34 protein-coding genes are annotated in these 21,447 nt (G+C 69.0%); 20 read left to right on the forward strand and 14 right to left on the reverse strand.

Annotation, left to right across the window (positions count from 1 at the left end):
* Positions 1-61: 61 nt before the first annotated feature.
* The 3 genes from ACFYY8_RS33295 to kynU are packed head-to-tail and all read right to left on the reverse strand — an operon-like array spanning position 62 to position 3,383.
* Entirely contained in the window at positions 62-760 is a 699-nt protein-coding gene (locus tag ACFYY8_RS33295; protein WP_390047911.1) for an alpha/beta hydrolase, read from the reverse strand.
* Positions 761-789: 29 nt separating this feature from the next.
* Positions 790-2,103, reverse strand: a complete 1,314-nt coding sequence (locus ACFYY8_RS33300) for an FAD-dependent oxidoreductase (RefSeq protein ID WP_390047913.1) — start codon at positions 2,101-2,103, stop codon at positions 790-792.
* Positions 2,100-3,383, reverse strand: a complete 1,284-nt coding sequence (kynU, locus tag ACFYY8_RS33305; RefSeq protein ID WP_390047915.1) for a kynureninase — start codon at positions 3,381-3,383, stop codon at positions 2,100-2,102. Before kynU ends, ACFYY8_RS33300 begins: the two co-directional genes overlap by 4 nt.
* A 201-nt stretch (positions 3,384-3,584) precedes the next feature.
* On the opposite strand from kynU, the gene ACFYY8_RS33310 reads away from it, so the two are divergent.
* On the forward strand, positions 3,585-4,523 hold the full coding sequence (locus ACFYY8_RS33310; protein ID WP_390047917.1) for a 1-aminocyclopropane-1-carboxylate deaminase/D-cysteine desulfhydrase: 939 nt from the start codon (positions 3,585-3,587) through the stop codon (positions 4,521-4,523).
* Between the two features lie 6 nt (positions 4,524-4,529).
* Here ACFYY8_RS33310 and ACFYY8_RS33315 read toward each other — a convergent pair whose 3' ends face one another.
* Positions 4,530-5,270, reverse strand: a complete 741-nt coding sequence (locus ACFYY8_RS33315) for a TetR/AcrR family transcriptional regulator (RefSeq protein WP_390047919.1) — start codon at positions 5,268-5,270, stop codon at positions 4,530-4,532.
* 116 nt (positions 5,271-5,386) lie between these two features.
* Here ACFYY8_RS33315 and ACFYY8_RS33320 point away from each other — a divergent pair, with 116 nt between their 5' ends.
* The 4 genes from ACFYY8_RS33320 to ACFYY8_RS33335 all read left to right on the forward strand — a co-directional run bounded on the left by ACFYY8_RS33320 (position 5,387) and on the right by ACFYY8_RS33335 (position 8,238).
* The gene (locus ACFYY8_RS33320) at positions 5,387-6,106 is read left to right on the forward strand and encodes a DUF2306 domain-containing protein (protein ID WP_390047920.1); all 720 of its coding nucleotides are present in this window, start codon (positions 5,387-5,389) and stop codon (positions 6,104-6,106) included.
* Positions 6,107-6,256: 150 nt separating this feature from the next.
* Positions 6,257-7,078, forward strand: coding sequence for a protein phosphatase 2C domain-containing protein (locus ACFYY8_RS33325; protein WP_390047922.1), 822 nt, complete (start codon positions 6,257-6,259; stop codon positions 7,076-7,078).
* Between the two features lie 150 nt (positions 7,079-7,228).
* Entirely contained in the window at positions 7,229-7,666 is a 438-nt protein-coding gene (locus ACFYY8_RS33330; protein ID WP_390047924.1) for a MarR family winged helix-turn-helix transcriptional regulator, read from the forward strand.
* Positions 7,667-7,773: 107 nt separating this feature from the next.
* Entirely contained in the window at positions 7,774-8,238 is a 465-nt protein-coding gene (locus ACFYY8_RS33335; RefSeq protein WP_390047926.1) for a hypothetical protein, read from the forward strand.
* 230 nt (positions 8,239-8,468) lie between these two features.
* Here the strand turns inward: ACFYY8_RS33335 and ACFYY8_RS33340 are convergent, their stop codons facing one another.
* From ACFYY8_RS33340 to ACFYY8_RS33350, 3 genes are all read right to left on the reverse strand, one after another.
* Complete coding sequence (locus ACFYY8_RS33340) at positions 8,469-8,768, reverse strand: hypothetical protein (RefSeq protein WP_390047928.1); 300 nt, start codon at positions 8,766-8,768, stop codon at positions 8,469-8,471.
* Positions 8,769-8,946: 178 nt separating this feature from the next.
* A complete protein-coding gene (locus ACFYY8_RS33345; RefSeq protein ID WP_390047930.1) occupies positions 8,947-9,252 on the reverse strand; it encodes a hypothetical protein in 306 nt (101 codons plus the stop codon).
* Positions 9,253-9,600: 348 nt separating this feature from the next.
* Positions 9,601-9,963 (reverse strand): ATP-dependent metallopeptidase FtsH/Yme1/Tma family protein, encoded by a 363-nt coding sequence (locus ACFYY8_RS33350; protein ID WP_390047932.1) that lies wholly within the window; start codon positions 9,961-9,963, stop codon positions 9,601-9,603.
* A 282-nt stretch (positions 9,964-10,245) separates the two neighbouring features.
* Here ACFYY8_RS33350 and ACFYY8_RS33355 point away from each other — a divergent pair, with 282 nt between their 5' ends.
* A complete protein-coding gene (locus tag ACFYY8_RS33355; protein WP_390047934.1) occupies positions 10,246-10,671 on the forward strand; it encodes a tyrosine-type recombinase/integrase in 426 nt (141 codons plus the stop codon).
* A gap of 207 nt (positions 10,672-10,878) precedes the next feature.
* Here the strand turns inward: ACFYY8_RS33355 and ACFYY8_RS33360 are convergent, their stop codons facing one another.
* Positions 10,879-11,331, reverse strand: coding sequence for a GntR family transcriptional regulator (locus ACFYY8_RS33360; RefSeq protein ID WP_390047936.1), 453 nt, complete (start codon positions 11,329-11,331; stop codon positions 10,879-10,881).
* A 93-nt stretch (positions 11,332-11,424) separates the two neighbouring features.
* Complete coding sequence (locus ACFYY8_RS33365; protein WP_390047938.1) at positions 11,425-11,676, reverse strand: winged helix-turn-helix domain-containing protein; 252 nt, start codon at positions 11,674-11,676, stop codon at positions 11,425-11,427.
* Positions 11,677-11,760: 84 nt separating this feature from the next.
* On the opposite strand from ACFYY8_RS33365, the gene ACFYY8_RS33370 reads away from it, so the two are divergent.
* Entirely contained in the window at positions 11,761-11,907 is a 147-nt protein-coding gene (locus ACFYY8_RS33370; protein WP_390047940.1) for a hypothetical protein, read from the forward strand.
* Between the two features lie 889 nt (positions 11,908-12,796).
* Here the strand turns inward: ACFYY8_RS33370 and ACFYY8_RS33375 are convergent.
* Positions 12,797-13,048, reverse strand: coding sequence for a hypothetical protein (locus tag ACFYY8_RS33375; protein ID WP_390047942.1), 252 nt, complete (start codon positions 13,046-13,048; stop codon positions 12,797-12,799).
* Complete coding sequence (locus tag ACFYY8_RS33380; RefSeq protein WP_390047944.1) at positions 13,045-13,332, reverse strand: DUF6247 family protein; 288 nt, start codon at positions 13,330-13,332, stop codon at positions 13,045-13,047. The genes ACFYY8_RS33375 and ACFYY8_RS33380 overlap by 4 nt, the downstream gene beginning before the upstream one ends.
* Positions 13,333-13,462: 130 nt before the next feature.
* Between ACFYY8_RS33380 and ACFYY8_RS33385 the strand changes: the two genes are divergently transcribed.
* Positions 13,463-13,852 (forward strand): hypothetical protein, encoded by a 390-nt coding sequence (locus ACFYY8_RS33385; protein ID WP_390047946.1) that lies wholly within the window; start codon positions 13,463-13,465, stop codon positions 13,850-13,852.
* 10 nt (positions 13,853-13,862) lie between these two features.
* Here the strand turns inward: ACFYY8_RS33385 and ACFYY8_RS33390 are convergent, their stop codons facing one another.
* The 3 genes from ACFYY8_RS33390 to ACFYY8_RS33400 form a co-directional block, all read right to left on the reverse strand.
* Positions 13,863-14,423, reverse strand: coding sequence for a hypothetical protein (locus ACFYY8_RS33390; protein ID WP_390047948.1), 561 nt, complete (start codon positions 14,421-14,423; stop codon positions 13,863-13,865).
* Entirely contained in the window at positions 14,420-14,941 is a 522-nt protein-coding gene (locus ACFYY8_RS33395) for a hypothetical protein (RefSeq protein WP_390047950.1), read from the reverse strand. Before ACFYY8_RS33395 ends, ACFYY8_RS33390 begins: the two co-directional genes overlap by 4 nt.
* Positions 14,942-15,712: 771 nt before the next feature.
* Complete coding sequence (locus ACFYY8_RS33400; RefSeq protein ID WP_390047952.1) at positions 15,713-16,420, reverse strand: GntR family transcriptional regulator; 708 nt, start codon at positions 16,418-16,420, stop codon at positions 15,713-15,715.
* Between the two features lie 189 nt (positions 16,421-16,609).
* On the opposite strand from ACFYY8_RS33400, the gene ACFYY8_RS33405 reads away from it, so the two are divergent.
* From ACFYY8_RS33405 to ACFYY8_RS33460, 12 genes are all read left to right on the forward strand, one after another.
* Positions 16,610-16,855 (forward strand): helix-turn-helix domain-containing protein, encoded by a 246-nt coding sequence (locus ACFYY8_RS33405; protein WP_390047954.1) that lies wholly within the window; start codon positions 16,610-16,612, stop codon positions 16,853-16,855.
* A gap of 33 nt (positions 16,856-16,888) precedes the next feature.
* Positions 16,889-17,149, forward strand: a complete 261-nt coding sequence (locus tag ACFYY8_RS33410) for a hypothetical protein (protein WP_390047956.1) — start codon at positions 16,889-16,891, stop codon at positions 17,147-17,149.
* The gene (locus tag ACFYY8_RS33415) at positions 17,146-17,463 is read left to right on the forward strand and encodes a hypothetical protein (RefSeq protein WP_390047958.1); all 318 of its coding nucleotides are present in this window, start codon (positions 17,146-17,148) and stop codon (positions 17,461-17,463) included. The genes ACFYY8_RS33410 and ACFYY8_RS33415 overlap by 4 nt, the downstream gene beginning before the upstream one ends.
* On the forward strand, positions 17,460-17,645 hold the full coding sequence (locus ACFYY8_RS33420; RefSeq protein WP_390047960.1) for a hypothetical protein: 186 nt from the start codon (positions 17,460-17,462) through the stop codon (positions 17,643-17,645). Before ACFYY8_RS33415 ends, ACFYY8_RS33420 begins: the two co-directional genes overlap by 4 nt.
* Positions 17,642-17,851 (forward strand): hypothetical protein, encoded by a 210-nt coding sequence (locus ACFYY8_RS33425; protein ID WP_390047962.1) that lies wholly within the window; start codon positions 17,642-17,644, stop codon positions 17,849-17,851. Before ACFYY8_RS33420 ends, ACFYY8_RS33425 begins: the two co-directional genes overlap by 4 nt.
* The gene (locus ACFYY8_RS33430) at positions 17,848-18,255 is read left to right on the forward strand and encodes an ATPase (RefSeq protein WP_390047964.1); all 408 of its coding nucleotides are present in this window, start codon (positions 17,848-17,850) and stop codon (positions 18,253-18,255) included. Before ACFYY8_RS33425 ends, ACFYY8_RS33430 begins: the two co-directional genes overlap by 4 nt.
* 192 nt (positions 18,256-18,447) lie before the next feature.
* Entirely contained in the window at positions 18,448-18,666 is a 219-nt protein-coding gene (locus ACFYY8_RS33435; RefSeq protein ID WP_390047965.1) for a hypothetical protein, read from the forward strand.
* A gap of 284 nt (positions 18,667-18,950) precedes the next feature.
* The gene (locus tag ACFYY8_RS33440; protein WP_390047967.1) at positions 18,951-19,253 is read left to right on the forward strand and encodes an HU family DNA-binding protein; all 303 of its coding nucleotides are present in this window, start codon (positions 18,951-18,953) and stop codon (positions 19,251-19,253) included.
* Positions 19,254-19,317: 64 nt separating this feature from the next.
* Positions 19,318-19,494 carry a hypothetical protein gene (locus ACFYY8_RS33445; protein ID WP_390047970.1) on the forward strand — a complete coding sequence of 59 codons (177 nt, stop codon included), beginning with the start codon at positions 19,318-19,320 and terminating at the stop codon, positions 19,492-19,494.
* A 75-nt stretch (positions 19,495-19,569) separates the two neighbouring features.
* On the forward strand, positions 19,570-20,586 hold the full coding sequence (locus tag ACFYY8_RS33450) for a DUF2637 domain-containing protein (protein ID WP_390047972.1): 1,017 nt from the start codon (positions 19,570-19,572) through the stop codon (positions 20,584-20,586).
* Positions 20,586-20,987, forward strand: coding sequence for a DUF3307 domain-containing protein (locus ACFYY8_RS33455; RefSeq protein WP_390048235.1), 402 nt, complete (start codon positions 20,586-20,588; stop codon positions 20,985-20,987). The genes ACFYY8_RS33450 and ACFYY8_RS33455 overlap by 1 nt, the downstream gene beginning before the upstream one ends.
* Positions 20,984-21,445, forward strand: coding sequence for a hypothetical protein (locus ACFYY8_RS33460; RefSeq protein ID WP_390047974.1), 462 nt, complete (start codon positions 20,984-20,986; stop codon positions 21,443-21,445). Before ACFYY8_RS33455 ends, ACFYY8_RS33460 begins: the two co-directional genes overlap by 4 nt.
* Positions 21,446-21,447: the final 2 nt, after the last annotated feature.

Raw genomic sequence — 21,447 nt, forward strand, 5'->3', positions numbered from 1 at the left:
CTGAGATCACCGTACTGATCGAACCCCCAGTAACCCGGAGAACCACCAAAAAACCACCGTGTTAACGGGCGAGAGCCGCCAATTCCCTCAGGACAACCGGCCAAGCCTCACTTTCCGGGTCAATAACCACAAAATGCCCGGCGTCGGGAATCCGCACCAGCGAGACCTCGGGGTGGACGGCGACGTAGGACTCGGAGACCTCGACGGGCACACGCTCGTCGTCGGTGCCGTGCACGAGCGTCACCCGCCCGGCGCCGGGGCGCAGCCGTACCGGATCGAGGTCGGGGCGCTCGTCCGGCGGGCGGCCGAGGAAGTCGGCGACCGCGCCTTCGTCGAGGTCGAGCCGGTGCGCGAGCCGCAGGTCGGCCACCGGGGCCAGGGCGAGGACCGCGGCCTCCCTCGGGCTCGCGAGCAGGGCCAGGTGGCCGCCGGCCGAGTGACCGGCGACCACCATGGGACCGGACGCGGGACCGAGCGCGGCGAGCGCGGCACGGACGTCCTCGACCGCCGCGTCCGGACGGCCCGGCTCGCGGCGGTACTCGATCGCGGCGACGTTCCAGCCCGCCTCGCGCAGCGCGTTCGCCATCGGACGCAGGTGGACCCGGTCGTACTCGGGGCGCCAGAACCCGCCGTGGACCAGCGCGACCGTCGGCCCCGGCCCGTGCCACAGGTCGCTCACCTGGTCGGGGGCCGGGCCGTACCCGACGGTCTCGTCAGGACCGGGCGCGTCCCTCTCAAGGACCGACCTGTCCTCGCTCACGACGACCTCACGACGACCTCATGATGGCCTCACGACCTGCGCCTGAGCCCGGCCAGGCCCGCGACGACCGCCCCGGCCAGTACGGCCGCCGCCCCGGCGAGCAACCGCTGCTGGGCGCGCACCCGGCGCCTGACCTGGGCGTAGGGCACCGTGGAGAAGGAGACCAGCTCGTACCGGGACACGTAACGGCCGGGCAGCGCCCGCTCCAGCCGGTGCTCGACCCCCTTGACCAGCCGGAACACCGGAGAGGCGACCTTGTCACGCATCTCGATGAAGTTGTCCAGGGCCATCTCGGCGATCGCGTCGGCGTTCTCCTTGCGCCGCCGTTCGAACAGCGGCAGGGCACTGGACCAGGAACCGCCGGTCTCGTCGAGACACTGGTCGAGCACGACCACGTCCTCGAAGCCGCAGTTGGCTCCCTGGCCGTAGAACGGCACGATCGCGTGCGCCGCGTCGCCGATCAGGCCGACCCTGCCGTCCGACTGCCAGGGCGCGCAGCGGACCGTGCCGAGCAGGCCGACCGGGTTGTGCGTGTAGTCGTCGACCAGGGTCGGCGCCAGCGGCACCACGTCCGGGTAGTTGGCACGGAAGTGACGTTCGACGGCCGCCGGGCTGCTCAGCGAGGCGAAGCTCCCGGTGCCGCCGGTCGGCCAGAACATCGTGCAGGTGAAGGACCGGTCGGGGTTGGGCAGCGCGATCATCATGGAGGTGCCGCGCGGCCAGATGTGCAACGCGCCCGGGTCCAGCGCGAACTCCCCGTCGACCGCGGGGATCGTCAGCTCCTTGTAGCCGTAGTCGAGGAAGTCCAGGCTCTCCTCGATGTCCCGGTGCGCGAGCAGCTGCCCCCGTACGGCGGAGCCCGCCCCGTCCGCGCCGAGCACGACGTCGGCGACCGTCTCGACCGGCCCGTCGGCCGTCTCGAAGGTCATCGCCCCGGTCGCCGGGTCGAGCCCGGTCAGCCGGTGACCGAAGAAGACCTTCACCCCGGGGGCGGCCTCCGCGGCGTCCAGCAGCGTGTTGTTGAGCGCTCCACGGCTGATCGAGTTGATCGCCATCTCGCCGTCGTGGCTGTAGGGCTGGAAGTCGAGCGGGCCGCTCACCGGGTGGATCATCCGGCCGCGCATCGGCAGCGCGTCGGCCATGACCCGTTCCTCAAGGCCGATCCTGCGCAGGGCGTCCCTGCCTCGCTCGGAGATGGCCAGGTTGATCGACCGGCCACGCTCCGGCCTGCCCGTACGCGGGTCGGGGCGGCGCTCGTAGACGGTCACGTCGAGGCCGCGACGGGCCAGATAGCAGGCGAGCAGGCAGCCGGTGAGCCCGGCGCCGACGACGGCAACGGTCACGACTCCTCCTGGACACAGTCGGCCAGCGCGACGGCGGCGCGCCAGCAGTCGTGGTAGGTCGAGTAGAGCGGGGTCGGCGCCATCCGGACGATGTCCGGCTCACGGGCGTCGGTGACGACCCCGTGCTCCCGGCGCAGCCGCCAGGCCAGCTCCGCGGCGCTGCCGCTCCCGATCCGCAGGGAGAGCTGGCAGCCCCGGCGCTCCGGGTCGCGCGGGGTGACCACGCTGAGCGGCCGGGAGGGGACGACCACGTCGAGCAGACTCTCCAGGTATCCGGTGAGCCGCACGCTACGGGCCCGCAGCTCGGCCATCCCGATCTGGTCGAACAGTTCGAGCGAGGTGCGCACCGGGCCCATGGCGTAGATCGGCGGGTTGGAGATCTGCCAGGCGTCGGCGGTCGCGGGCGGCCGGGAGACCGGGGCCATCTGGAAGCGGGTCTCCTGCTCGGTGCTCCACCAGCCCTCGAAGCGCGGCAGCGTGGGGTCGCCCAGGTGCCGCTGGTGGACGAAGACGCCGCCGAGGGCGCCGGGCCCGGAGTTGAGGTACTTGTAGGAGCACCAGGCGGCGAAGTCCGGCCCCCACTCGTGCAGGCTCAGCGGAACGTTCCCGGCGGCGTGCGCCAGGTCCCAGCCCACGACCGCCCCGGCCGCGTGCCCGGCCGCGGTGATCGCGGGGATGTCCATCAGCTCGCCGGTCAGGTAGTTCACCCCGCCGAGCATCACCAGCGCGACCGTCTCGCCCTCCCGGGCCAGGAAGTCGAGGACCTGCCGCCCGTCGCGGAGCCGTACCACCGTGGTCTCCGGGTCGAGCCCGTGGAAACGGGCCTGGCTGCGCACCGCGTAACTGTCCGAGGGGAAGGCCGTGTCCTCGATGACGATCTTGGTGCGCCGCCCCTTGGGCCGGTAGAACGACACCATCAGCAGGTGCAGGTTGACCGTCAGCGAGTTCATCACCACGGTCTCCTCAGGCAGCGCGCCGACCAGACGGGCGGCGGGCTCGGTGAGCAGCTCGTGGTAGGGCAGCCAGGGGCGTTCGGCCTCCATGTGGCCCTCGACGCCGAGTCTCGCCCAGGCCTCCAGGTCGGCGAGCAGCTCCGTCCTGGTCGCCCTCGGCTGCAGGCCGAGCGAGTTGCCCGCCAGGTAGGCGCTCTCCGGGTGGTCCCCGCCCTCCGCCGGCGGGACGAGGAAGAGGTCCCGGTTGCCGGGATCCTCCGCGTCGCGCCGCAGTGCCTCCTCCTGCGTCTCCTGGATCGACGGGCCGGTTCTCAACGAGTGGGTCATACGTCTCTCTCTTCACACGTGGGCTACGAACCGGCCGCGGCGAGGTGCGGGCCGCTGGTTCCCCCATGATGACGGCGTACGGCGGGGCAAAGGAATGCCATATCAACGGGTGTATCTGGATATAGGTGCTGATTGGTGCTTACATTGCGGCTTTCACCTTCCGAATGGAAGGGGCACCGCCCGAGATGGCATCCTGATGCGGTGATCCGCCCAAGGCCGTCCCTCTCCCCGTCCCCTCCCACGGCCTCCTCGGTGATCGCGCCCGTGGCCCCCTCTCCCCTCACCGAACTGCACGACCCCCGCCTCGCCAGGGCCGGTGTACGGCTGCTCCTCAAACGTGATGATCTAATCCACCCCGATCTTCCTGGCAACAAGTGGCGCAAGCTCCGATACAACCTGACACGGGCCGCCGAACTGGGGCACGACACGCTGCTGACCTTCGGGGGCGCCTACTCCAACCACCTGCGGGCCGTCGCCGCGGCCGGTGCCCGCTTCGGATTCCGGACCGTCGGGGTCGTGCGCGGGGAGGAGCACCTGCCGCTCAACGAGGTCCTGGCCTTCGCCGTCGAGCGCGGGATGCGGCTGACCTACCTCGACCGCACCACCTACCGGGCCAAGCGCACCGTCCCCGTCGTCGAGACGCTGCGGGAACGGTTCGGCCGGTTCTACCTGCTGCCCGAGGGCGGCAGCAACGCGCAGGCCGTACACGGCTGTGCCGAACTGCCCGGGGAGATCGCCGTGCCGTACGACGTCGTCTGCTGCCCGGTCGGCACCGGCGGCACCCTCGCGGGTATCGCCGCAGGTCTGGAGCCCGGACGGCGGGCCCTCGGCGTCTCGGTGCTCCGCGGCGGGGGGTTCCTCACCGAGGAGGTCACCCGCCTGCAGACCGAGGCGTACGGCCGCGCCTCCGGCAACTGGTCGATCGCCCTCGACTACCACTCGGGCGGCTACGCCAGGAGCGACGCCGTCCTCGACGCGTTCGTCACCGACTTCACCGCCCGGCACGGCCTGCGCCTGGACCGGATATACGTGGCCAAGATGATGCGGGCGATCTTCGCGATGACCGAGGACGGCGCCTTCCCGCCCGGCACGGTGCTCGTCGCCGTCGTCACCGGCCCCATGACCCCTCTCCCTGGCTGATCCGGCTCAGCTCCGGGCGACGCGTTCGATCGCCACCCCCACCCCGTCGAGCAGGTGGTCCAGGCCGGCGCGGAAGTCGTCGCCAGGACCGGCCCCCGGGTGGGGGGCGAACGCCCCGGCCCGCACGGCGCCGGCCAGCGCGGGGAACCGGCCGGGGTCGGCCAGCTCGGTGAGCAGGGCGGCGTAGGCCTCGTCGGCCCCCTCCCCCGGTTCTGCGGCCATGAACGTCAGGAGCTGGGCCGCGCCGCGCACGTAGTGCGTCACCAGCATGACCACCGAGATCCGGGTCCTCGGGTCCAGCGGTGTGCCGCCGAGGGTGCGCAGCGCGGCTTCCAGCCAGGCGAGCTGGCCGGGGTCCGCCGGCGGGGAGTTCACCAGCTGGACGATCCACGGATGCCGCATGTAGACGCCGAACAGCTCGACGGCCCACCGGGTGAGTGAGCCGCGCCAGTCGGCCGGTGCCGTGTCGAACTCCGGCGGCGGGCCGGGGGCGGCGTCCAGCATGAACAGCTGCAGGTCGTCCTTGCCCGCCACGTGCCGGTACAGCGACATGGGCGCGCAGCCGAGCCGTTCGGCGAGCCGGGCCATGGACAGCGCGGCCAGCCCCTCCTCGTCGGCGAGGGCGACGGCCGCCGCCACGATCCGCTCCAGGCTGAGCGCGGGCGCGCGCCCCCGCCCCTTCGGCTTGGCCCGCCCCCACAGCACGTTCAGCGCGTGCGGCAGCTCGTTTCCGGTGTCGTCCCGCATTCCAGGAGCCTATCAGTTTGCGTATGACATACGCCTTGCGTAGGTCGTACTCATTGCGTATAAGGTACGCAATAAGCGTATGTCATACGCATCCACCTAACCCCCTTGGAGTCGTCATGCACACGACGATCGACAGCCCCCCACCGGCACCGGCCCGCCGCCGCCCATGGTGGAGACGCCCCTGGACTGCGCCCCTCGGTCTGGTCATGGCCGGGTTCCTCGCGTTCTCGCTGCCGCCGTACCTGACCGGCGACCCGTCGCAGTCCCGGGTGCCGCAGCCGGAGGGGTTCGGCCTGCACTACCCCCTGCTCGTGGCGCACGTGCTGTTCGCCACGATCGCCATGGTCACCGCGTTCTTCCAGGTGTGGCCGTGGTTCCGCAAGCGACACCCGGTGTGGCACCGGCGCGCCGGACGGGCCTACGTGTTCGCCGGAGTGTTACCGGCCGGGCTGACCGGCCTGGTCATCGGGGCGCGCTCCCCGTTCGGGCTGTTCCTCGCGGTCAGCGACGTGATCCTCGCCCTGCTGTGGCTTGCCTTCACCGTGGCGGGCTGGCGCGCCGCCCGCGCCCGCCGGTACGCCGGCCACCGGCGCTGGATGCTCCGCAGCACCGTGCTGACCTACTCCATCATCACCAACCGGGTGTGGACCGCGATCCTGATCATCGCCCTGCCCCCGCTGCAGGACACCGTCTTCCACGGCGACCCCGACCTGATGGCGTGGACGATCTCCGGCCTGTCCGGCTGGCTCGGCTGGACGGTCCCGCTGCTGATCGTGGAGTGGTACCTGGAGCGCGAGGTGGCCCGCCGTGGCCGCCGCACCACACTCGTGGCCTGACCCCGGACCCCCGGAACCACCGCAGCCGGTTCCGGGGCGTTCGCCTCATGATTACCCCGAATCCCAAAACGGCATATCTCCCGCTATTCGCGGGCATGCCATCCGGCGTCGAGTACGCCTCCATCCGACCACGACACGAGGACGACGGACATGCGGCTCACCCTCGCCACCGACCCCGCCTCCCCGGACCGCCCCAACGAGGACTTCGTCGGGGTCACCTCCGGGGCGGTGGTTCTCCTGGACGGGGCGGGCATCCCGAGCGGCATGGAGTCCGGCTGCTCACACGGGGTCGCCTGGTACGCCCGAACGCTCGGCTCCACCCTGCTGGCCGAGGTGACCCAGAGCGCCGACCCCCTGACCGAACTGCTCACCAGGTCGATCAAGGCCGTCGTCTCGCTGCACGACTTCACCTGCGACCTGTCCCACCCCGGCACCCCCTCGGCCACGGTCGCGATGCTGCGCCGTACGGACGACACCCTGGAATGGCTGGTGTTGGCCGACTCCGTGATCGTCATCGACACCGGTACGGCGGAGCCGACCGTACTCAGCGACGACCGGCTCGAACGGACCGGCGCGCTCCACCGGACCGAGCTGGACGCCCTGCCGAGTGGAACCCCCGAACACTCCGAGGCGTTACGCCGCTACATCGAGATCATGCGTGGCCACCGCAACCGCGAGGGCGGATTCTGGGTCGCCTCGGCCGACCCCCTCGCCGCCGAACGCTCCCTGACCGGATCCGTCCCCACCGAACGGGTACGGTCCGCGGCCCTGCTCAGCGACGGCGCCTCCCGCCTGACCGACCTCTTCGGCCTGGTCACCTGGCGGCAGCTCCTCGACCTCCTCACCCACGAAGGCCCGCATGAACTGATCGCCCAGGTGCGCGCCGCCGAACGCGACGACCCGTACGGCTCCCACCGGCCCCGCCACAAAACCCACGACGACGCCACCGCCGCCCTCTGGACGTTCCGGTGAGCCCTCCCGCTCAACCAGATCGCGGCTCGACGAAAAACCCCGATGTCCTCGGCCCTTCGCCCACGACGGCCCGCGGCCGCGCCGTTCCGGCACGGTGGCGGTGGCCCCATGTCCGTGCGAAGTGCCCGTCGGACCGGGGACACTGGAACGGTGTCTGAGACCTCCCGTCCCGCGCCGCCCGTGACCAACATCTCGATCGTGGTCCTGACGCTGGCGCACCAGGTCGAGGCGGAGCTGAACAGGGCTCTGGCGCCGTTGGACCTGACGGTGAGCAGACTGGGGCTGCTGGCGCACATCAGGGCCGTGCCCGGGGTGTCGTTCAGCGACCTGGCACGCATGTCGGGGATCACCGTGCAGAGCGTGCACACGGCGGTGAAGACGCTGGAACGAGCGGGACTGGTGCGCGACAGCAGTGCCCGCGCCGGCTCCGCGTCGGTCATCGAGGTGACGCCCGAGGGCGCGCGCCTGCTGCGGGCGGCACAGGAAGCGGCGGACCAGGTGGACGAGCACCTGTTCGGCCCGGACTCCGATCCGACACGCCGGCGGGTGGGCGAGGCCATCCGGGCCGCCTTCCGCACCGCCGGCTGATCCCTCCTCGGCGGCCTGGCCGCCGTACGTCCGCGGATCTCATCTTTCAGGCTGACTGAAGCATGGTCTAGGCTTCAGCTAACCTGAAGGTTGAAGGGAGACCATCCGTGCTGGAAGACGTCCTGCTGGTGGTACATGTCCTGGCCGCCATCGTGTTCGTCGGCGGCTCCGCCGTCGCGACGAGCCTGTTCCCCCGCTACGCGCCTCTCGCCGCGGCCGTTCCCCCAGATGCCCCATCCGACCAGGGAGAACGCAGTCCCGCTGTCGCGACCGCGATGCACCGCATCACCCGGGGCTACGCCGTCGCCGGTCTCGCCGTTCCCGTGGCCGGTCTCGTCCTCGCAGGCGTGCAGGGCCGGACGGGAGAGATCTGGATCATCCTGTCGATGATCCTCACCGCGGGAGCGGCGGGCCTGCTGGTCACCCAGATCGTCCCGCGCCAACGGGCGGCGCTCGACGTCCCCGGCCCTGCCGCACCACTGCGCAGACTGTCCATGCTCGCCGGGCTGTACAACCTGATCTGGGCGATCGTCGTGATCATGATGATCGTCCGCCCCGGATCCGAAGGATGAGCCGTGCGCCTCTCGGCATACCGCGCCGGGCAGGAAGGAGCCATCCTGACGAGTCCCTCCCCAGGCCAGGCGCTCCTGGAGCCCACCCGATACGCCGAAGGCTCCGGAAGTGGAACCGGTGCGGTTCCCGCCGGGCGTGCGCGGTTCCGAACCGCCCCGGCCGGGCCGGATCGTCCCCCCCGCACACCGACCGAACGGCGGCCACGGCACGCGCCGCCACCGACTCCCGGCTACTGGATGGAGACGCTGCCGATGAACTCCCATGTGTTGCGCTGCGCAGGCCCGAGAGCGCCGAGTATCCGGCTGTTGCACCTGTCGCCCCTGTAGAGGATGGCCGCCGTGTTGGTGCGGTTGGTCGCCGAGAGCCGCCCCATGACGGTGTAGCAGCCGCTGGGGTTGTGGTGGCGTCGGCCGTTGATCCACAGCGTGCCCTTCGCCGCCCAGGCCGAGCCGGACGGAACCACGACCACGGCTGTGGCGGCGAAGAGAGTGGCCAGGGCGGTGGTGAACAGAGGGCGGGTCAGGCGCACGAGACGGTCCTTCCGTGAGGTGGATGACCTCACGGAACATAACCAGACGTAACTAAAAATAGTCGATCAAGCGCTCGGTGTTTCGGTAAGGGTGTCACCACCTCCGCCCGCACGATCCGGATGAGCCGATCGTGAGCGCTGTCGTAGTGCGACGATTCGGCAGTGGATGCCGGTGACCTCACACCCAACCATCCAGAGCCGCCATGAACTCCTCATGTCGGCCGTACCACACGCTGTGGCCGGCCCCCGTGACAGAGCGCACCTCGAACCCGCCGGCACGGAGGTGGTCGGCGGCCTCCTGAGAGATGTACCGGCTGGGCTCGGCGCGGATCATGAGCGAGGGAACGACAAGAGGAGGGGTGTCATCCGGACCCCCACGCGCGGCGTGCAGGCTCACGGTCATGGCGACGTCGAACAGCTTGGCCGCATCCGCTTCGACCGCGATGTCGCGCTCGCTCCGCTGAACAGCAAAAGGCCAGGACATCCGAACGACGGACGACCTGGCCTTCTGTCTATGAGCCGACGAGGGGAATCGAACCCCTGACCTACAGTTCACAAGATCTCGGCACGCGACCCGCTGACCTGCTGCACCCCAGGTCAGCAGGCTTTTCGTGTTCCCGTGACTCCCCCTGATTCCCTCCTGTTCCCCGGTCTTACTGGCACGCGAATGGCACGACTGAGCGACCGATGCTCAGCCCCGTTACCCGGTGGGCTGGGGCTGAGGAACGAAGTCCCAGACCTTCGATCGCCCCCGACCACGTACGGTGAGCAACCACAGCAAGGCGATCGTGAGGGCTGCAGCACATCTCAGCTCAGCGAACGCTTCCTGGAGTCACCACCAGGATTTAGGAACCTCTACCGAGTACCCGCCCGGAAGTTGGGCCTTCGTGAGCTCATCGATAAGAGCTACACCCTGGTTGCCATGCTCGCTCCAGTAAGAGTGAAAGCGCTTCTTGTCCACCGTGGTGATTTCAATTCGCCGCTCGGCATCGACAACCTTGGCTGTCCAGACCTTGCCCGACTGGACCTGCTCCAGCACGGTAGACAGGTCCACCTGCTGGGAGTCGTCACAATTGATCAGAAACAGACCACAGGCGAGCACCAAGCCTGCGATGACGGCGCACACGATGAACGTCCTGGCACGCAAGGCTTTCCTTATGCGTTCACGGTCGATCATGGTTCGCTTCTCGGCCATGTATGTAGCATGCCAGTCGATCTACTGCTTCAAAAAGATCCGAAATTGGATCTGATGAAAAACCGGTGATTGGAGTAGCTGACTCTTCGCCCCGCCTGCTTTTCGTAGCGCCTTTGGCTGATGAGGCGTCATGATCATCCAAAGCGCAAGCGAGGCGGTTCGGTCACGATGACATGCGCAACAGTGAAACCGGGAGGGCGGCGGTGCGGCTCATGTGCGGCGGCCGATGGTCAAGTACGGCGCGCGGGCGGTGCGCTGGTCGAGATCGGCAGCGGGAAGGTGGTGAACGACTCCCCCAAGTCCCGGGCCGGTCGCCGCGTGGTCGCCCTCCCTCCGGAGATCATCCCCGACCTCCGGGCCCACCTGGAGAGGTTCGCCGAGACGCACGAGAACGGGCGGGTGTTCACCGGTCCCAACGGTGGTCCGTTGAAGCACTCGGGGTTCCGCCGGACCTGGCACCGGACCTGTACCGCGGTCGGCCTTCCCGATCTCCACTTTCACGACCTCCGCCACGTCGGCAACACCCTGGCGGCCTCCACCGGGGCGAGCCTCAAGGAGCTGATGTCCCGCATGGGGCACTCCTCGACGCGGGCGGCGCTGATCTACCAGCACGCCAGTCAGGGCCGGGACCGGGCCATCGCCCAGGCGCTCGGCAATGCCTTCCAGGTGGCACGGGAAACGAAGATCGAGAACGCTAGTGGCACGTAGGTGGCACGCGGCCGCCGGAAGGCCCGGGAACGACAAAGGCCCAGGCCTGGGGATCATGCCCCTGACCTGGGCCTTTGCTGTACGAGCCGACGAGGGGAATCGAACCCCTGACCTACAGTTTACAAGGCCTATCCGGGCGCCTTTTCTACCTGCGGAAACTCTATTTCCGCAGGTAGAGGGCGCACCCCTAGCGCAGCTCAGCGCACTTCAGGCGCCCTCAGGGGAGGCCGGATCTCCCACTCGTCTCCCAGTGGGAGACGCCCCGACGATCACCCACCGATCCGCCGCCAGCACCTCCGGATCCGCGCCGCCGGCCCGCTCTACCACCAGGACTGGAGTCCCCTCCCGGATGCCGAGCCGCAACCTCGTCGCCGGGTCGGGTATCCGGGCCGTCACCCGGTCGTCCGGCCCGAGCACGAGCTCCTGGCGCTGCCGCTCGACGCGGACCCTGGACCCGCGGGCCGTCGTGGTGATCAGCCCCTCGGTCCGCAGGAGCCCCATGGCGCGGCGGACGGAGTCCCTCGAGATGCCGTAGCGGTCGACGTAGTCCTTCTCCGCCGGCAGTCGCTGGTCGGGTTTCAGCCTGCCGCGGCGGATCTCCTCCCGCACTAGATCCGCGAGCTGCTTGTAGACAGGTCTGTCGGCCTCCAGGTCGATCATGGCGAGGACCGTATGTACGGACGTAGCCAGGTATGGATGTGCGTACGTACGTACAACTCGACGAAGATGCTGGTCAGCGCGGTGCTTATGGCGCTACTTGGGCCAGTTCTCCCGGTCTGCGACGAAACTACCGCGCTGCGGCATCGTGACCACGTAGCCCTCTTCGCGCAGCAGCAGGACGGCTGCCCTCGCGGTGTCGCGGGCGACGCCGTGGTCCCGGACCATCTCCGACTCGGACGGGATCGGGTCGCGGGGCTGCAGCTCGCCGGACAGGATCCGGTCGCGGACCGCCCGGGCGACCTGCTGGTAGATCGGCGTCCGGTCGAAACGGTCGACGGTCATCATGCGCCGACAGTACGGACGTCGCCCACGCTGCTCATATGGGCGACGAGGTAGACGAGCTAGACGAGGGCAACATATGGTCGGTCCGTGACCGCCCGTAATGGTGAGGACAACGCAGCAGATCAGGACCGGTACACCGGCCCTCTCGACTGGCGCACCGGGCACCCGGACTCCCCGGAGATTCGGGCCGGGGTGGTCGCCGCGACCCTGGCGGCCTGGGGGGTTGAGCGGTGAACGTTGATCCCGAGTCCTGGCGGAGATTGTGCGGGCCGTACGACCCGTCGGACTCTTACCGGGTTCGCGTCCCCGATGACCTCACCCAGGTTCGGGGCGTCCGGACCTGCGTGCACTGCAGGCGGAAGATCGTGCCTACGGACTCGGCGTTGGGGCGGCTGTGGGTAAGCGCCCGCGGGGTGGCCAGCTGCCCGGAGTCGCCAGACGGAGGGCACCAGCCCGCCGATGACCAACCACCAGCTCCCGGCTCGGCCTGAACTCCGACCAGGCCCGGCCGGGAAGCGGCCCCGCACCCTTCGGAGGGGAGGTGCGGGGCCGCCTCGATTTCGGGCCTAATACCGCAGTACTACAAGCGCTGTAGTACTACACGGCTTGTAGTACTACAGCAATTGGCGTAAACGATTTGCCGCCATCTTCGGATCAAGCCCAGCATTTCCTGCTAGCTTCGGGACGGTTCGTAAGCGCAGCACATGCCTTTCCTCTCAGTCGATGGCCATGGGATCGACTGAAGCCGGAGTCATCCCCCCATCGCGGGCATACCGGCCGGGAAAGGAATCTCGTGGCGAAACACGCGAAACGAATCGTCAGGCCAAACCGCCTTGGTTGGCGATGGATCCCCATCGTTGGGGTCGTCGTGGCGGTAGCGGCCTGGCTGCTCAGGCGTCGCAGATCCAGCCAGCTCAACCGCTAGCTAGACCTACGACACCAGGCGAGGCGAGGCCCCGGCTATCGATTCCACACGGTGCCGGGGCTTCGTGCTGTACAGGGGTCTTTAAGCGCCGCGATGAAGGGCACTTCATAAGACGCCCGGCACCACAGTAGACGATTAACACGTGCTGGATGGTACCTATTGCAATACACCGATCGCAGAACGGCGCGAACATCGTCTTCAGCCCACCCAGATGATGTCGACCACACGAACCACCTCGACCGCGTCGAGGATGAGGAATGTGACGAACCCGCGGCCCTCGCCGAAGTCGACGCGTCGTACCTGTTCGTCGCCGGTGGCCATGGTGGTGAGCGGGTCGTAAGGGTCGTCGCACACGTCGGCCATGGCCGCGGCGAGCGCTCCGAGGGCGTCGACGGGGAAGCCGCCGAGCTGACTGAGGGCCCGCTCGGACAGGTCGGGGCGGTAGGTCACCGGCGGCGGGCCACCTCAGCCTCGAGCGCCTCCATCAGCGGCACACCCGGCCCGGTCTTCGCCTGCTGGATCGCCTCGTAGTAGCCGGGCCTGGTCGTGGCGATGACGACCAGGTGCCAGCGGTACAGCAGCCGGTTGAGATCCTTGTAGCGGGCGACGTCGTCCCGGGCCGCCTCGGCGGCTGCCCGGTACTGGCGCAGGAACTCGGTCCGTTCCCGGGCGGGCAGGTCGCGCAGGATCACCTGAGGGTCCTGCGGGTCCTCCTCGACGGGCTGAGCGCTCATGAAGCCACCGTACCCGCGGGGGGAGCGCAAGGGGAAAGCCTCACCGAGGCATGCGGACAGAGTGTGACCGCATCCGGACGACTTGCAGGAAGCCCATTGCAATCCGCCATTGCGCGATCACCATGACGTGGTGAACGATTCCCGACGGATCCCCAGCGCTATCGCTCTTGGCCTGCTCTTCTTTTCCTCGACCGCGTGTTCAGTTGCGTCATACGACGAGAAGATGGCCTACCTCCGCACAGTTGCCAAGCGTGGTGTCGAAATACACAACCTCCTGGCCAGCCAGGGTGCGGCCATTGACGCCAAGCGCTGCACGACCGCCTATGAGGGGCTGAACGACGACCTTCCAAGGGACGAGGTAACTGACGGCCTGTCGCAGGAGTGGATGACTCAGGTGCAAACGTTCTTCGTCGACAGCTGCGTGTCCGGCCTGCCGAAGCCCGTCCCCGGGCAGATGCCCGCGCCGCCCCAGTCCCCCACCCCGAGCGGTTCCCCATCCCCGAGTGTCTCCTCCAACTGATGCGGCTGGCTCAACAGTAGTCAGCGACCGTGGTGGCCCGGCCAGCAGCATGATCGCGGAGCATCCGCTCCATCGCCTGGGCGTGCTGGACGAGCACGGCCAGTTCGTCGGCCTCCTCCAGAAGTTCCTCTGAGGTGGCCACTCGAAGGCCGGAGCGGCCGAGTTCGCGGTCGTCGATCGGGTAGTCGCCGATCGTTGCGGATGCCAGTTCCTCGCGTAGAACGTTGCGCTCGTAGACCGGGACCATGTCTTGCCAGGAGTCCCGGGCGGCCAGGGCGAATTCGTTCGCGTGGGGCCATTGCTCGCCGTGCCCGTTCACCAGGTCCCACTCGGTTTCGAGGAGTTCGTGGGCAGGTTCAGAGAGAGCGGCACGCAGGTTTGCAAGTTCGGCCACGTCGGCGGCCCGCTCAGGCAGGGGGTAAAGATCGGCCAGCGGGTCGCCGGCCGCTCTGGCAGCGGCGACACGAGGGGCCTTTTCCGTGAGCCAGGCGGCGAACGTCTCGGGGGTGTGAGTCTCGCAGGGGCTAAGGCCAGGGTCGTGAGCGTGGGCTTCGCACATGCAGGCAGTCATGCCTTCTCCTTGGCGGGGGTTCGGTGGGCTTGGGCGAGCTGGTTGGCGAGGATCACGACCTCGTCGCGGTGAGCGTCAGGGCCAAGTTTGCCGTAGGCGGCGTCCATCCACCGGCCGAAATCACCATGCCGGGCAAGGCCAGCACGGGCCTCGGCGACTTCCGCAGGCTCGGCCTGTTCGGGTACGACCAGCCGGGCCTTGGGCGTGCTATGGCCGACCCGGCCCCGAGCGTGGGCGATGGCCTTCTCGCGGTCCGTCAGCTCCTCGTCTCGCTCCTCGGGCGGGGCGGCGGAGGTGCGGCGCTGGGCGAGCACGGCGGAGGCGGGCGGCGGGATCGGCGTCTCGCGCGGTACGGCCGCGCGCTCTCCGGCCCGGACTCGGTCCCGGAGGAGGGCCAGGGTGCCGTTCCCGGCCATCCTGGCGAGGTATGCGGAAAGTGTTTCGATCTTGGGATTGTCCGTCTCAAGGATCCGGATCATCTCTCTCGCCTCATCGGCGGTCGCCTCGACGGCGCGCATGATCTGTTGCGCGGGCGCGCTGAGAGAGTTTTCTTCTCTGTTTTCTAAACCCGTTTTCTTATTAGACGTACCAGCGTGTGGTACGTCGGTGCGACCTGGGGAAATAGGTGTTTCCGCAGGTCGCACCAGGATGCCACCTGGCGGTACGTCGGTGCGACCTGGGAAGACACTCGTTTCTCCTGGTGGCTCCGACGTACCACACGCTGGTACGTCGGCAGGCGGCACCGACGTGCCACACGCTGGTACGTCGGTGCGACCTGCGGAAACGTTCGTCTCTCCAGTTCGCGCCGACGTACCAGATGCCGGTACGTCGGTGTGAGCTGCGGGAACGTCGTAGAGAGTGAGGACCGTCCCGAAGCGGCCGGACGCCAGGCGCTCCCGGGAGGCAACGAGGTACCCCGCCGCCTTCAGTTCGGCGAATGCCGCTCGGAGGTCGCGGCGGCTCTCGCTGGATGGCCCCCGTTCTTCCTGGGCGCGGCGCCACAGATCGTCGGCGGTTGCCTCCCATCCGTCGGGGCGGCTCAGCAGTTCAACGAGGACGCCGCGCGCCATGTAGCCCAGGCGCTCGTCGCGGGCCGCCTGGTTGGGAACCTGGACGAAGTCGGCCGTGAGCCGGGAACGTCGAATCCTCATCGGGCGTCACCGCCTGGACGCGTGCCAACACGCGCGGGCGCGCACGATATCGTGCCCACTGGGTCTCCTCCTGGTTGAGTCAGGATGGTGATCAAGGGCCTGTCCCGGTGTTGACCGCACCGGGCAGGCCCGCTTTTGTCAGGCTGAATCCACCGTCTGCTGATACTCCAGCTCATACAGGTGTCCGGGCTTGATCAGCACGGAAACCTCTACTGGCCGCTCTCCGTCGGTATGCACCGTGCGGAACTGACGCAGTACCGGTACTCCCTGCGGGATCTCCAGGACCTCCGCCTCCTCGGGGGTCGGCGGCCGGGTGGAAATCCGGTCTGTCCACCCCCGCTCCGGGTAGCCCAGCTCGGCGAGCGCCGCTGGAGCACCGCCCCGAATCTTCCCCCGCCCAGCCAGCACCGTCCCGTCCGCGATGGACGCCGGGTAGTACGAGCGCGACAGCTCGACCGGCGTCTCCCCCCGGAGCATGAGGCGACACCGGCACACGGCCAGGTCCTCGCCCAGAGCGGCGGCTACGTCGACCGGAGCCGGACCATCCGCCACGTCCAGCAGCTTGTACGTCACGCCTCGATCCGCCGGGTTGAAGTAGGCCGCGGCTCGCACTGTGAAGGGGTTGCCCTCGCGCACGTAGACGCCGGCCCCGGCGCGGCTGAGTAGGAAGCCTTCCGCCTTCAGGGTTCTCAGGGCGCTCTGGATAGTGGTGGTCGAAGCGCCGTATTCCTCGGCGAGCCGAGGGATGGATGTGAGCTGGTGGCCAGCCGGGAGGAGTCCGGCCATGATCTGCGCTCGTAGGGTAGCTGCGATCTTCTCGACCTGGGATCTGGTGTCCGGCTTCATAGCAGGTCGTCTCCGCTCGGTTTAGGTGACCATGCCACCCTAACCGCAGGGCAACAAAGCCATCCATAGCGGCGTTCCATGCGAAGAACCTTGTCAGCATGCCGTCACAGTACTACAGTCGGACTCAGAAAGACCTTGCGAGTCTCCGCTTGGTCCCGCATTCCTCTATGTCCGAATTGGAGGTGTCTCGTGAGCGCCGACCCCGTCGTTCGCCAGCGCAAGTCGTCGCTGATGAACGTCACCGAGGTGGCGGACTTGTTCGACGTCCATCCGAAGACCGTCCGGATCTGGGTCCGCGACGGCAAGCTCACGGCCAGCCGAACGCCCGGCGGCCGAGACTTTCGCTTCCTTCGGGCCTACGTCGAGGCCCTCGCCGACTCCCCCCGGAACGAAAACGGGCCCGTCCTGGCGACTGCAACGCCGGACGAGCCCTAAGCCCACCCACCTGCCCAACAGGAAGGAAGACCCGTGCACGAGCGTACCGCGCTCAAGCCGCAGACCCAGTGCCAGCCGTGGTGCACCGACCACCACTCCGGCGGCCCCGACGACGCCCAGTGCCGCAACCGCGTCATCACCTCCCACGGCCAGACCGTCATGGTGCAGGACGCCGAAGACACCCGAATCTGGGTGTTCACCAACGAGCCCGACCTCACCATCGCCGCCGCCGAACAGCTCGCCTACTCCCTGCTCGCCCAGGTCGCCGCAGCCAGGACGGCGGTAGCCGCATGAACGCCTGCCCCTCCTGGTGCCGCACCACCCACGCCCCCACCGGCAGCCGCATCCACCGCAGCGACCTCCTCGTGATCGCCGGACCGCCCGCCCTCACCATCCACCTCCTCCAGGGCCAGGCCGCCAGCGGAGACCTGGGCGACCCCACCGTCCGCGTCTTCTACGACGTCGACACCCAGACCCGCGTCATGGACCTCACCCCCCAGGCCTCCGCCGACTGGAGCGACGTCCTCAACGTCCTCGACGTCGCCACGCTGCCGCTCGTCGCCGACGCACTGAGCAGGCCGTACGAGATGGCGGGAGGTGCGCTGTGAGCCCCCAGCAGAGGCGGGACGCCGTGGAGCGCGCCCTCGCCACCAAGGCCGCCGACATCACCAAGACCGTCACCAAGAGCGTCGCCGCCACCACCGCCCGCACCACCATGTGCGCACCCAAGCCCGCGTTCACCACCAGCGGTTGCACCTGCGACAACTGCACCACGGGGGGCAAGAAGTGACCACCCTCTCCCCGGACTTCGACGTCAACGAGAAGACCCGCGACCAGCTGATCGAGCACATCGACGAGTGCGACGACTGCGGCAGCGACGACCCGCAGGAGCAGGAGAGCACCCGCGACGACTCCCTCCCCATCGACGAGCTGAGGGACTACATCACGACGGCCCACGACCCGCGCTGGAAGGCCATCGCCGGGAGGACGAAGTGACCCCCGAGGTTGAGATCGTGAGCTTCGGCTACGGCCACGACGCCCCGCCCCAGGCGGACCTGACATGGGACGTCCGCACCTCCCTCCGCGACCCGCACGTCGACCCCGCGATGAGGCAGATGACCGGTCTCGACAAGGCGGTCCAGGAGCACGTCCTTGCCACTCGCGGCGCGATCTCCGGCGTCCGCGGCTTCGCCTCCGCCGCGCTCGGCATGCGCGTCGCCCTCGACACCCCCGACAGGCGGCGGCCCGTGCAGATCGCCATCGGCTGTGTCGGCGGCCGGCATCGGTCCGTCGCGCTCGCCGAGGCGGTGGCCGACGTCCTCAGGCGAATCCACGTCACCGCCGCCGTCACCCACCGGGACGTCCACCGCCCCCTGATCCAGAGGGAGGCGGCGCGATGACCCCCGCTGAGCGGCTCGCCGCCGCGCTCGTCGCCATGAACGCCCTGGACAGCGCCATGGCGAAGACCCCGACCACCACGCAGGACGACACCTCCGACGACGAGGAGTAGCGCACTGTGCGGGTGCTCGCCCAGCCTCCCTCAGCTGGGCGGGTGCCCGGAGCAGACGCTCCCCACTCCCGAGGAGACCCACATGGAGAACCACACCAGCATCGGCGACGGCCTAACCCTCGGCCGCCTACGGGCCGCCCTCGCCAAGATCGACCACCTGCCCGACAACACCCCGGTCCTGCGGGGCGAGGACGACGGCAACGAACCCGACAGCTACGCCCAGATCAAGGACCTGGAGGTCGCGTACTGGGACGGCGAGACCCAACATCCCGCCGGTCGCCTGTCCCTGTTCATCTGGTGACCCGCTGAGGTTGCGGATCCCGCCCAGCAGGGCTGGGCGGGAGTCCGGAGCAGAGCGCTCCACCACCCACGAAGGAGATGACCATGCGTCGTCCTACCGCTTTCAACATGATCACGTTCGCGCTGGTGTTCATCCTCGCCAACGTCGGCCTGATCGCACTCCTGAACGCGCTCATCAAGTAGCGCCCAGTCCGGCCAGCAGGCACCCAGGTGCAAGCCCTGGGCGGACACGGAGCAACAGCTCCAACCATCGGCGCCGCACGCGCCCTCATCAAGGAGAGCCTCATGAACAAGCGCGAGCTCATCGACACCGTTGCCGAGCACACCGGCGTCACCAAGGACGTCGTCGCCCAGGTCCTCGGCGGAATCCTCGACGCCGTGCAGCTGGCCACCGCCACTGGCGACAAGGTCGCCATCACCGGCTTCGGCTCGTTCGAGGCGGTGCACAAGCCCGCCCGCACCGCGAGGAACCCGCAGAACGGCGCCGAGATCAAGGTCGCCGAGTCCTGGGCGCCCAGATTCCGGCCGGGCTCCGACTTCAAGGACCTCGTCAAGGAGAGCCGCTCCACCGCCCTCGCCCCCGCCTGACCACCTGCTGCGGGTCGCGACCGGCCCAACCGGCCGGGTGCGCCCGGACCTGAAAGGACCACCCATGAAAAACGTCATGAACTGGAACACCCCCGGCGGCGCTGGAGTCCGCTGGGAGCGGGACGGCGCCGAGGGCGTGTACGGCCACTACGACTGCACCGGCTGCGATGCCGAACGCGTCTTCAGCAAGCCCGAGGGCGCGCAGATCCACGCCCTCGGCTGCCACGTCCTCCCGGACTGACGTCGATCCCGGGCCGCGGTGAAGACGCGGCCCGGGACCTCAACCCCGCACCCGTACCAGGACAAGGACTGTGTGATGCACGACCTTACGGAACCCCGACCGGCCACGCTGGGACAGCGCGCCCACCGACTGCTGACCACGCTCCGGCGCCGCCCTGCGGCCACGCCCCAGAACCACCCCCAGACGGCCCCCGCGACACACGACCAGACCGGTACAAGCATCATGGCTGACCGCGTCATCCGCGGCGTCGCCATCACCATCCTGCTCGCCGTCGCCGCCGCCGCGGCCTACGTGTCGTACCACCACTTCTACGGCCTGGCCATCGCACTCGGAGAACGCCGCGACATGGCGATCCTGTACCCGGCCATGTCCGACGGCGTCATCGTCATGGCGTCGCTGGTGATGGTCTACTGCTCGCGCCGACGGATGCCCGTTCCAGCCGGTGCGTGGCTCGCCCTCATCCTCGGCTGCACCGTCACTCTGGTGGCGAACGTGGCACACGGCTGGCATGGTGGAACAGGATCACGCCTGCTCAGCGCCCTCGCACCGGTGGCATTCGTCGGCGCGTACGAGCTGCTGATGTGGCTGGTGCGCACCGCCCGCCGCGCCGCCGTGGCCGTCGAGGAGACGCCGGTTTCCGAGCCGGTGGAAGAGCACGTGTGCCAGCCGGAGACGGTCGTCGAGACGGTCACCGTGGTGGAACGGGTGGTGCCGCTGGACCGGTTCGAAGCGGCACGGCTGGCCTACGAAGACAGCCTCAAGCCCGGCTGCAAGCGGATCGGCTGGAGACCCCTGTCGAACCGGTGGGGGATCGAGGTCGGCGAGGCCAAGGAGATCATCGCCGAGGTGGACCGGGAGCGCACCGAGCAGGCCGCCGCCGAACCCGAGCAGGAGGCCGAACCGGCCACCGCGCAGCCCCTGCCCGTACCGCTGCCGAAGCCTCCCGCCGCGTCCGGCGAGGAGGCGGCGATCGACCACATGTTCCCGCCGGCCAACCCCGGCGAATGGCTCATGGGTCAGGTCCTGGCCGAGTCGGCGACGGCGTCGGTCAACGGCTCCCACCACAGTGGCTCGACGGGTGGTGAGGCGTGATGCTGGCTGAGGCGTTCATCGCGCACCTGGCGGGCGACTACGTGTTCCAGTCGCATTGGATGGCGACGGAGAAGGTCAAGAGGTGGTGGCCGGCCGTCGTGCACGGCGTGATGTACACGCTGCCGTTCCTGCTGATCACGCGATCGCCGTGGGCGCTGCTGATCATCGGCGGGACGCACGTCGTCCTGGACCACTACCGCGCCGCCAAGTACGTGATCTGGGCGAAGAACCTCATCGCCCCCCGGGCCAGCCGAACCCCCTGGAAGGAAGCCGCTGACAACCAGGGCTTTCCTGCCGGGACGCCCGCGGGCCTGGCGACCGCGCTGCTCATCGTGGTCGACAACACCATCCACCTGGCCATCAACGCGGCCACCCTGATCATCTTCGGAGGCGCGTCATGAGCGAGAAGTCGGGATGGTCCGGAGAGATGCTGGACCGCCCGGAGATGGTGGAGGCGTTCTCCACCCAGCTCCGAGGCGGCCTGGCGCAGTACGTGGACTACGTGGCTCGCATCCGTCGGGACGCCGAGGCGATGTGGCGGGCCAACCCGCCCTCCGAGTACGGGTCGTTCGAGGCGTGGTGGCGGCACCACCGGACGTGCGCGCCGTTCGCCAAGCTCCAGGAGCACCTGGAGGAGGCGGTGAAGCTGACCTTCGAGCTCGCGGCCCAGCACCGCAGGCAGCGGCACGAGATCCCCGCCGCGCGAGCCGAGGCCAAGCAGGCCGCCGCCCAGCAGCAGGCGGCTCTCACCCGCGGCTCGGCGCCCGCCCGGCGGCCGGCGCCGAGGGCCGAACCCCGCGCACCGGCACCGGCCGAGACGGACTTCATGGACCTGATCCGCCGCGACCGGTCGGCATGAGA

This window comes from Streptosporangium sp. NPDC001559 (assembly GCF_042893955.1).
GTDB lineage: Bacteria > Actinomycetota > Actinomycetes > Streptosporangiales > Streptosporangiaceae > Streptosporangium.

Coding starts and splice junctions, on each gene's coding strand:
- kynU (WP_390047915.1), bottom strand. CDS start 3,383: ATGACCCACTCGTTGAGAACCGGCCCGTCGATCCAGGAGACGCAGGAG.
- ACFYY8_RS33315 (WP_390047919.1), bottom strand. CDS start 5,270: ATGCGGGACGACACCGGAAACGAGCTGCCGCACGCGCTGAACGTGCTG.
- ACFYY8_RS33320 (WP_390047920.1), top strand. CDS start 5,387: ATGCACACGACGATCGACAGCCCCCCACCGGCACCGGCCCGCCGCCGC.
- ACFYY8_RS33325 (WP_390047922.1), top strand. CDS start 6,257: ATGCGGCTCACCCTCGCCACCGACCCCGCCTCCCCGGACCGCCCCAAC.
- ACFYY8_RS33345 (WP_390047930.1), bottom strand. CDS start 9,252: ATGTCCTGGCCTTTTGCTGTTCAGCGGAGCGAGCGCGACATCGCGGTC.
- ACFYY8_RS33350 (WP_390047932.1), bottom strand. CDS start 9,963: ATGGCCGAGAAGCGAACCATGATCGACCGTGAACGCATAAGGAAAGCC.
- ACFYY8_RS33360 (WP_390047936.1), bottom strand. CDS start 11,331: ATGATCGACCTGGAGGCCGACAGACCTGTCTACAAGCAGCTCGCGGAT.
- ACFYY8_RS33365 (WP_390047938.1), bottom strand. CDS start 11,676: ATGATGACCGTCGACCGTTTCGACCGGACGCCGATCTACCAGCAGGTC.
- ACFYY8_RS33380 (WP_390047944.1), bottom strand. CDS start 13,332: ATGAGCGCTCAGCCCGTCGAGGAGGACCCGCAGGACCCTCAGGTGATC.
- ACFYY8_RS33390 (WP_390047948.1), bottom strand. CDS start 14,423: ATGACTGCCTGCATGTGCGAAGCCCACGCTCACGACCCTGGCCTTAGC.
- ACFYY8_RS33395 (WP_390047950.1), bottom strand. CDS start 14,941: ATGCGCGCCGTCGAGGCGACCGCCGATGAGGCGAGAGAGATGATCCGG.
- ACFYY8_RS33400 (WP_390047952.1), bottom strand. CDS start 16,420: ATGAAGCCGGACACCAGATCCCAGGTCGAGAAGATCGCAGCTACCCTA.
- ACFYY8_RS33415 (WP_390047958.1), top strand. CDS start 17,146: ATGAACGCCTGCCCCTCCTGGTGCCGCACCACCCACGCCCCCACCGGC.
- ACFYY8_RS33435 (WP_390047965.1), top strand. CDS start 18,448: ATGGAGAACCACACCAGCATCGGCGACGGCCTAACCCTCGGCCGCCTA.
- ACFYY8_RS33440 (WP_390047967.1), top strand. CDS start 18,951: ATGAACAAGCGCGAGCTCATCGACACCGTTGCCGAGCACACCGGCGTC.
- ACFYY8_RS33445 (WP_390047970.1), top strand. CDS start 19,318: ATGAAAAACGTCATGAACTGGAACACCCCCGGCGGCGCTGGAGTCCGC.
- ACFYY8_RS33450 (WP_390047972.1), top strand. CDS start 19,570: ATGCACGACCTTACGGAACCCCGACCGGCCACGCTGGGACAGCGCGCC.
- ACFYY8_RS33455 (WP_390048235.1), top strand. CDS start 20,586: ATGCTGGCTGAGGCGTTCATCGCGCACCTGGCGGGCGACTACGTGTTC.
- ACFYY8_RS33460 (WP_390047974.1), top strand. CDS start 20,984: ATGAGCGAGAAGTCGGGATGGTCCGGAGAGATGCTGGACCGCCCGGAG.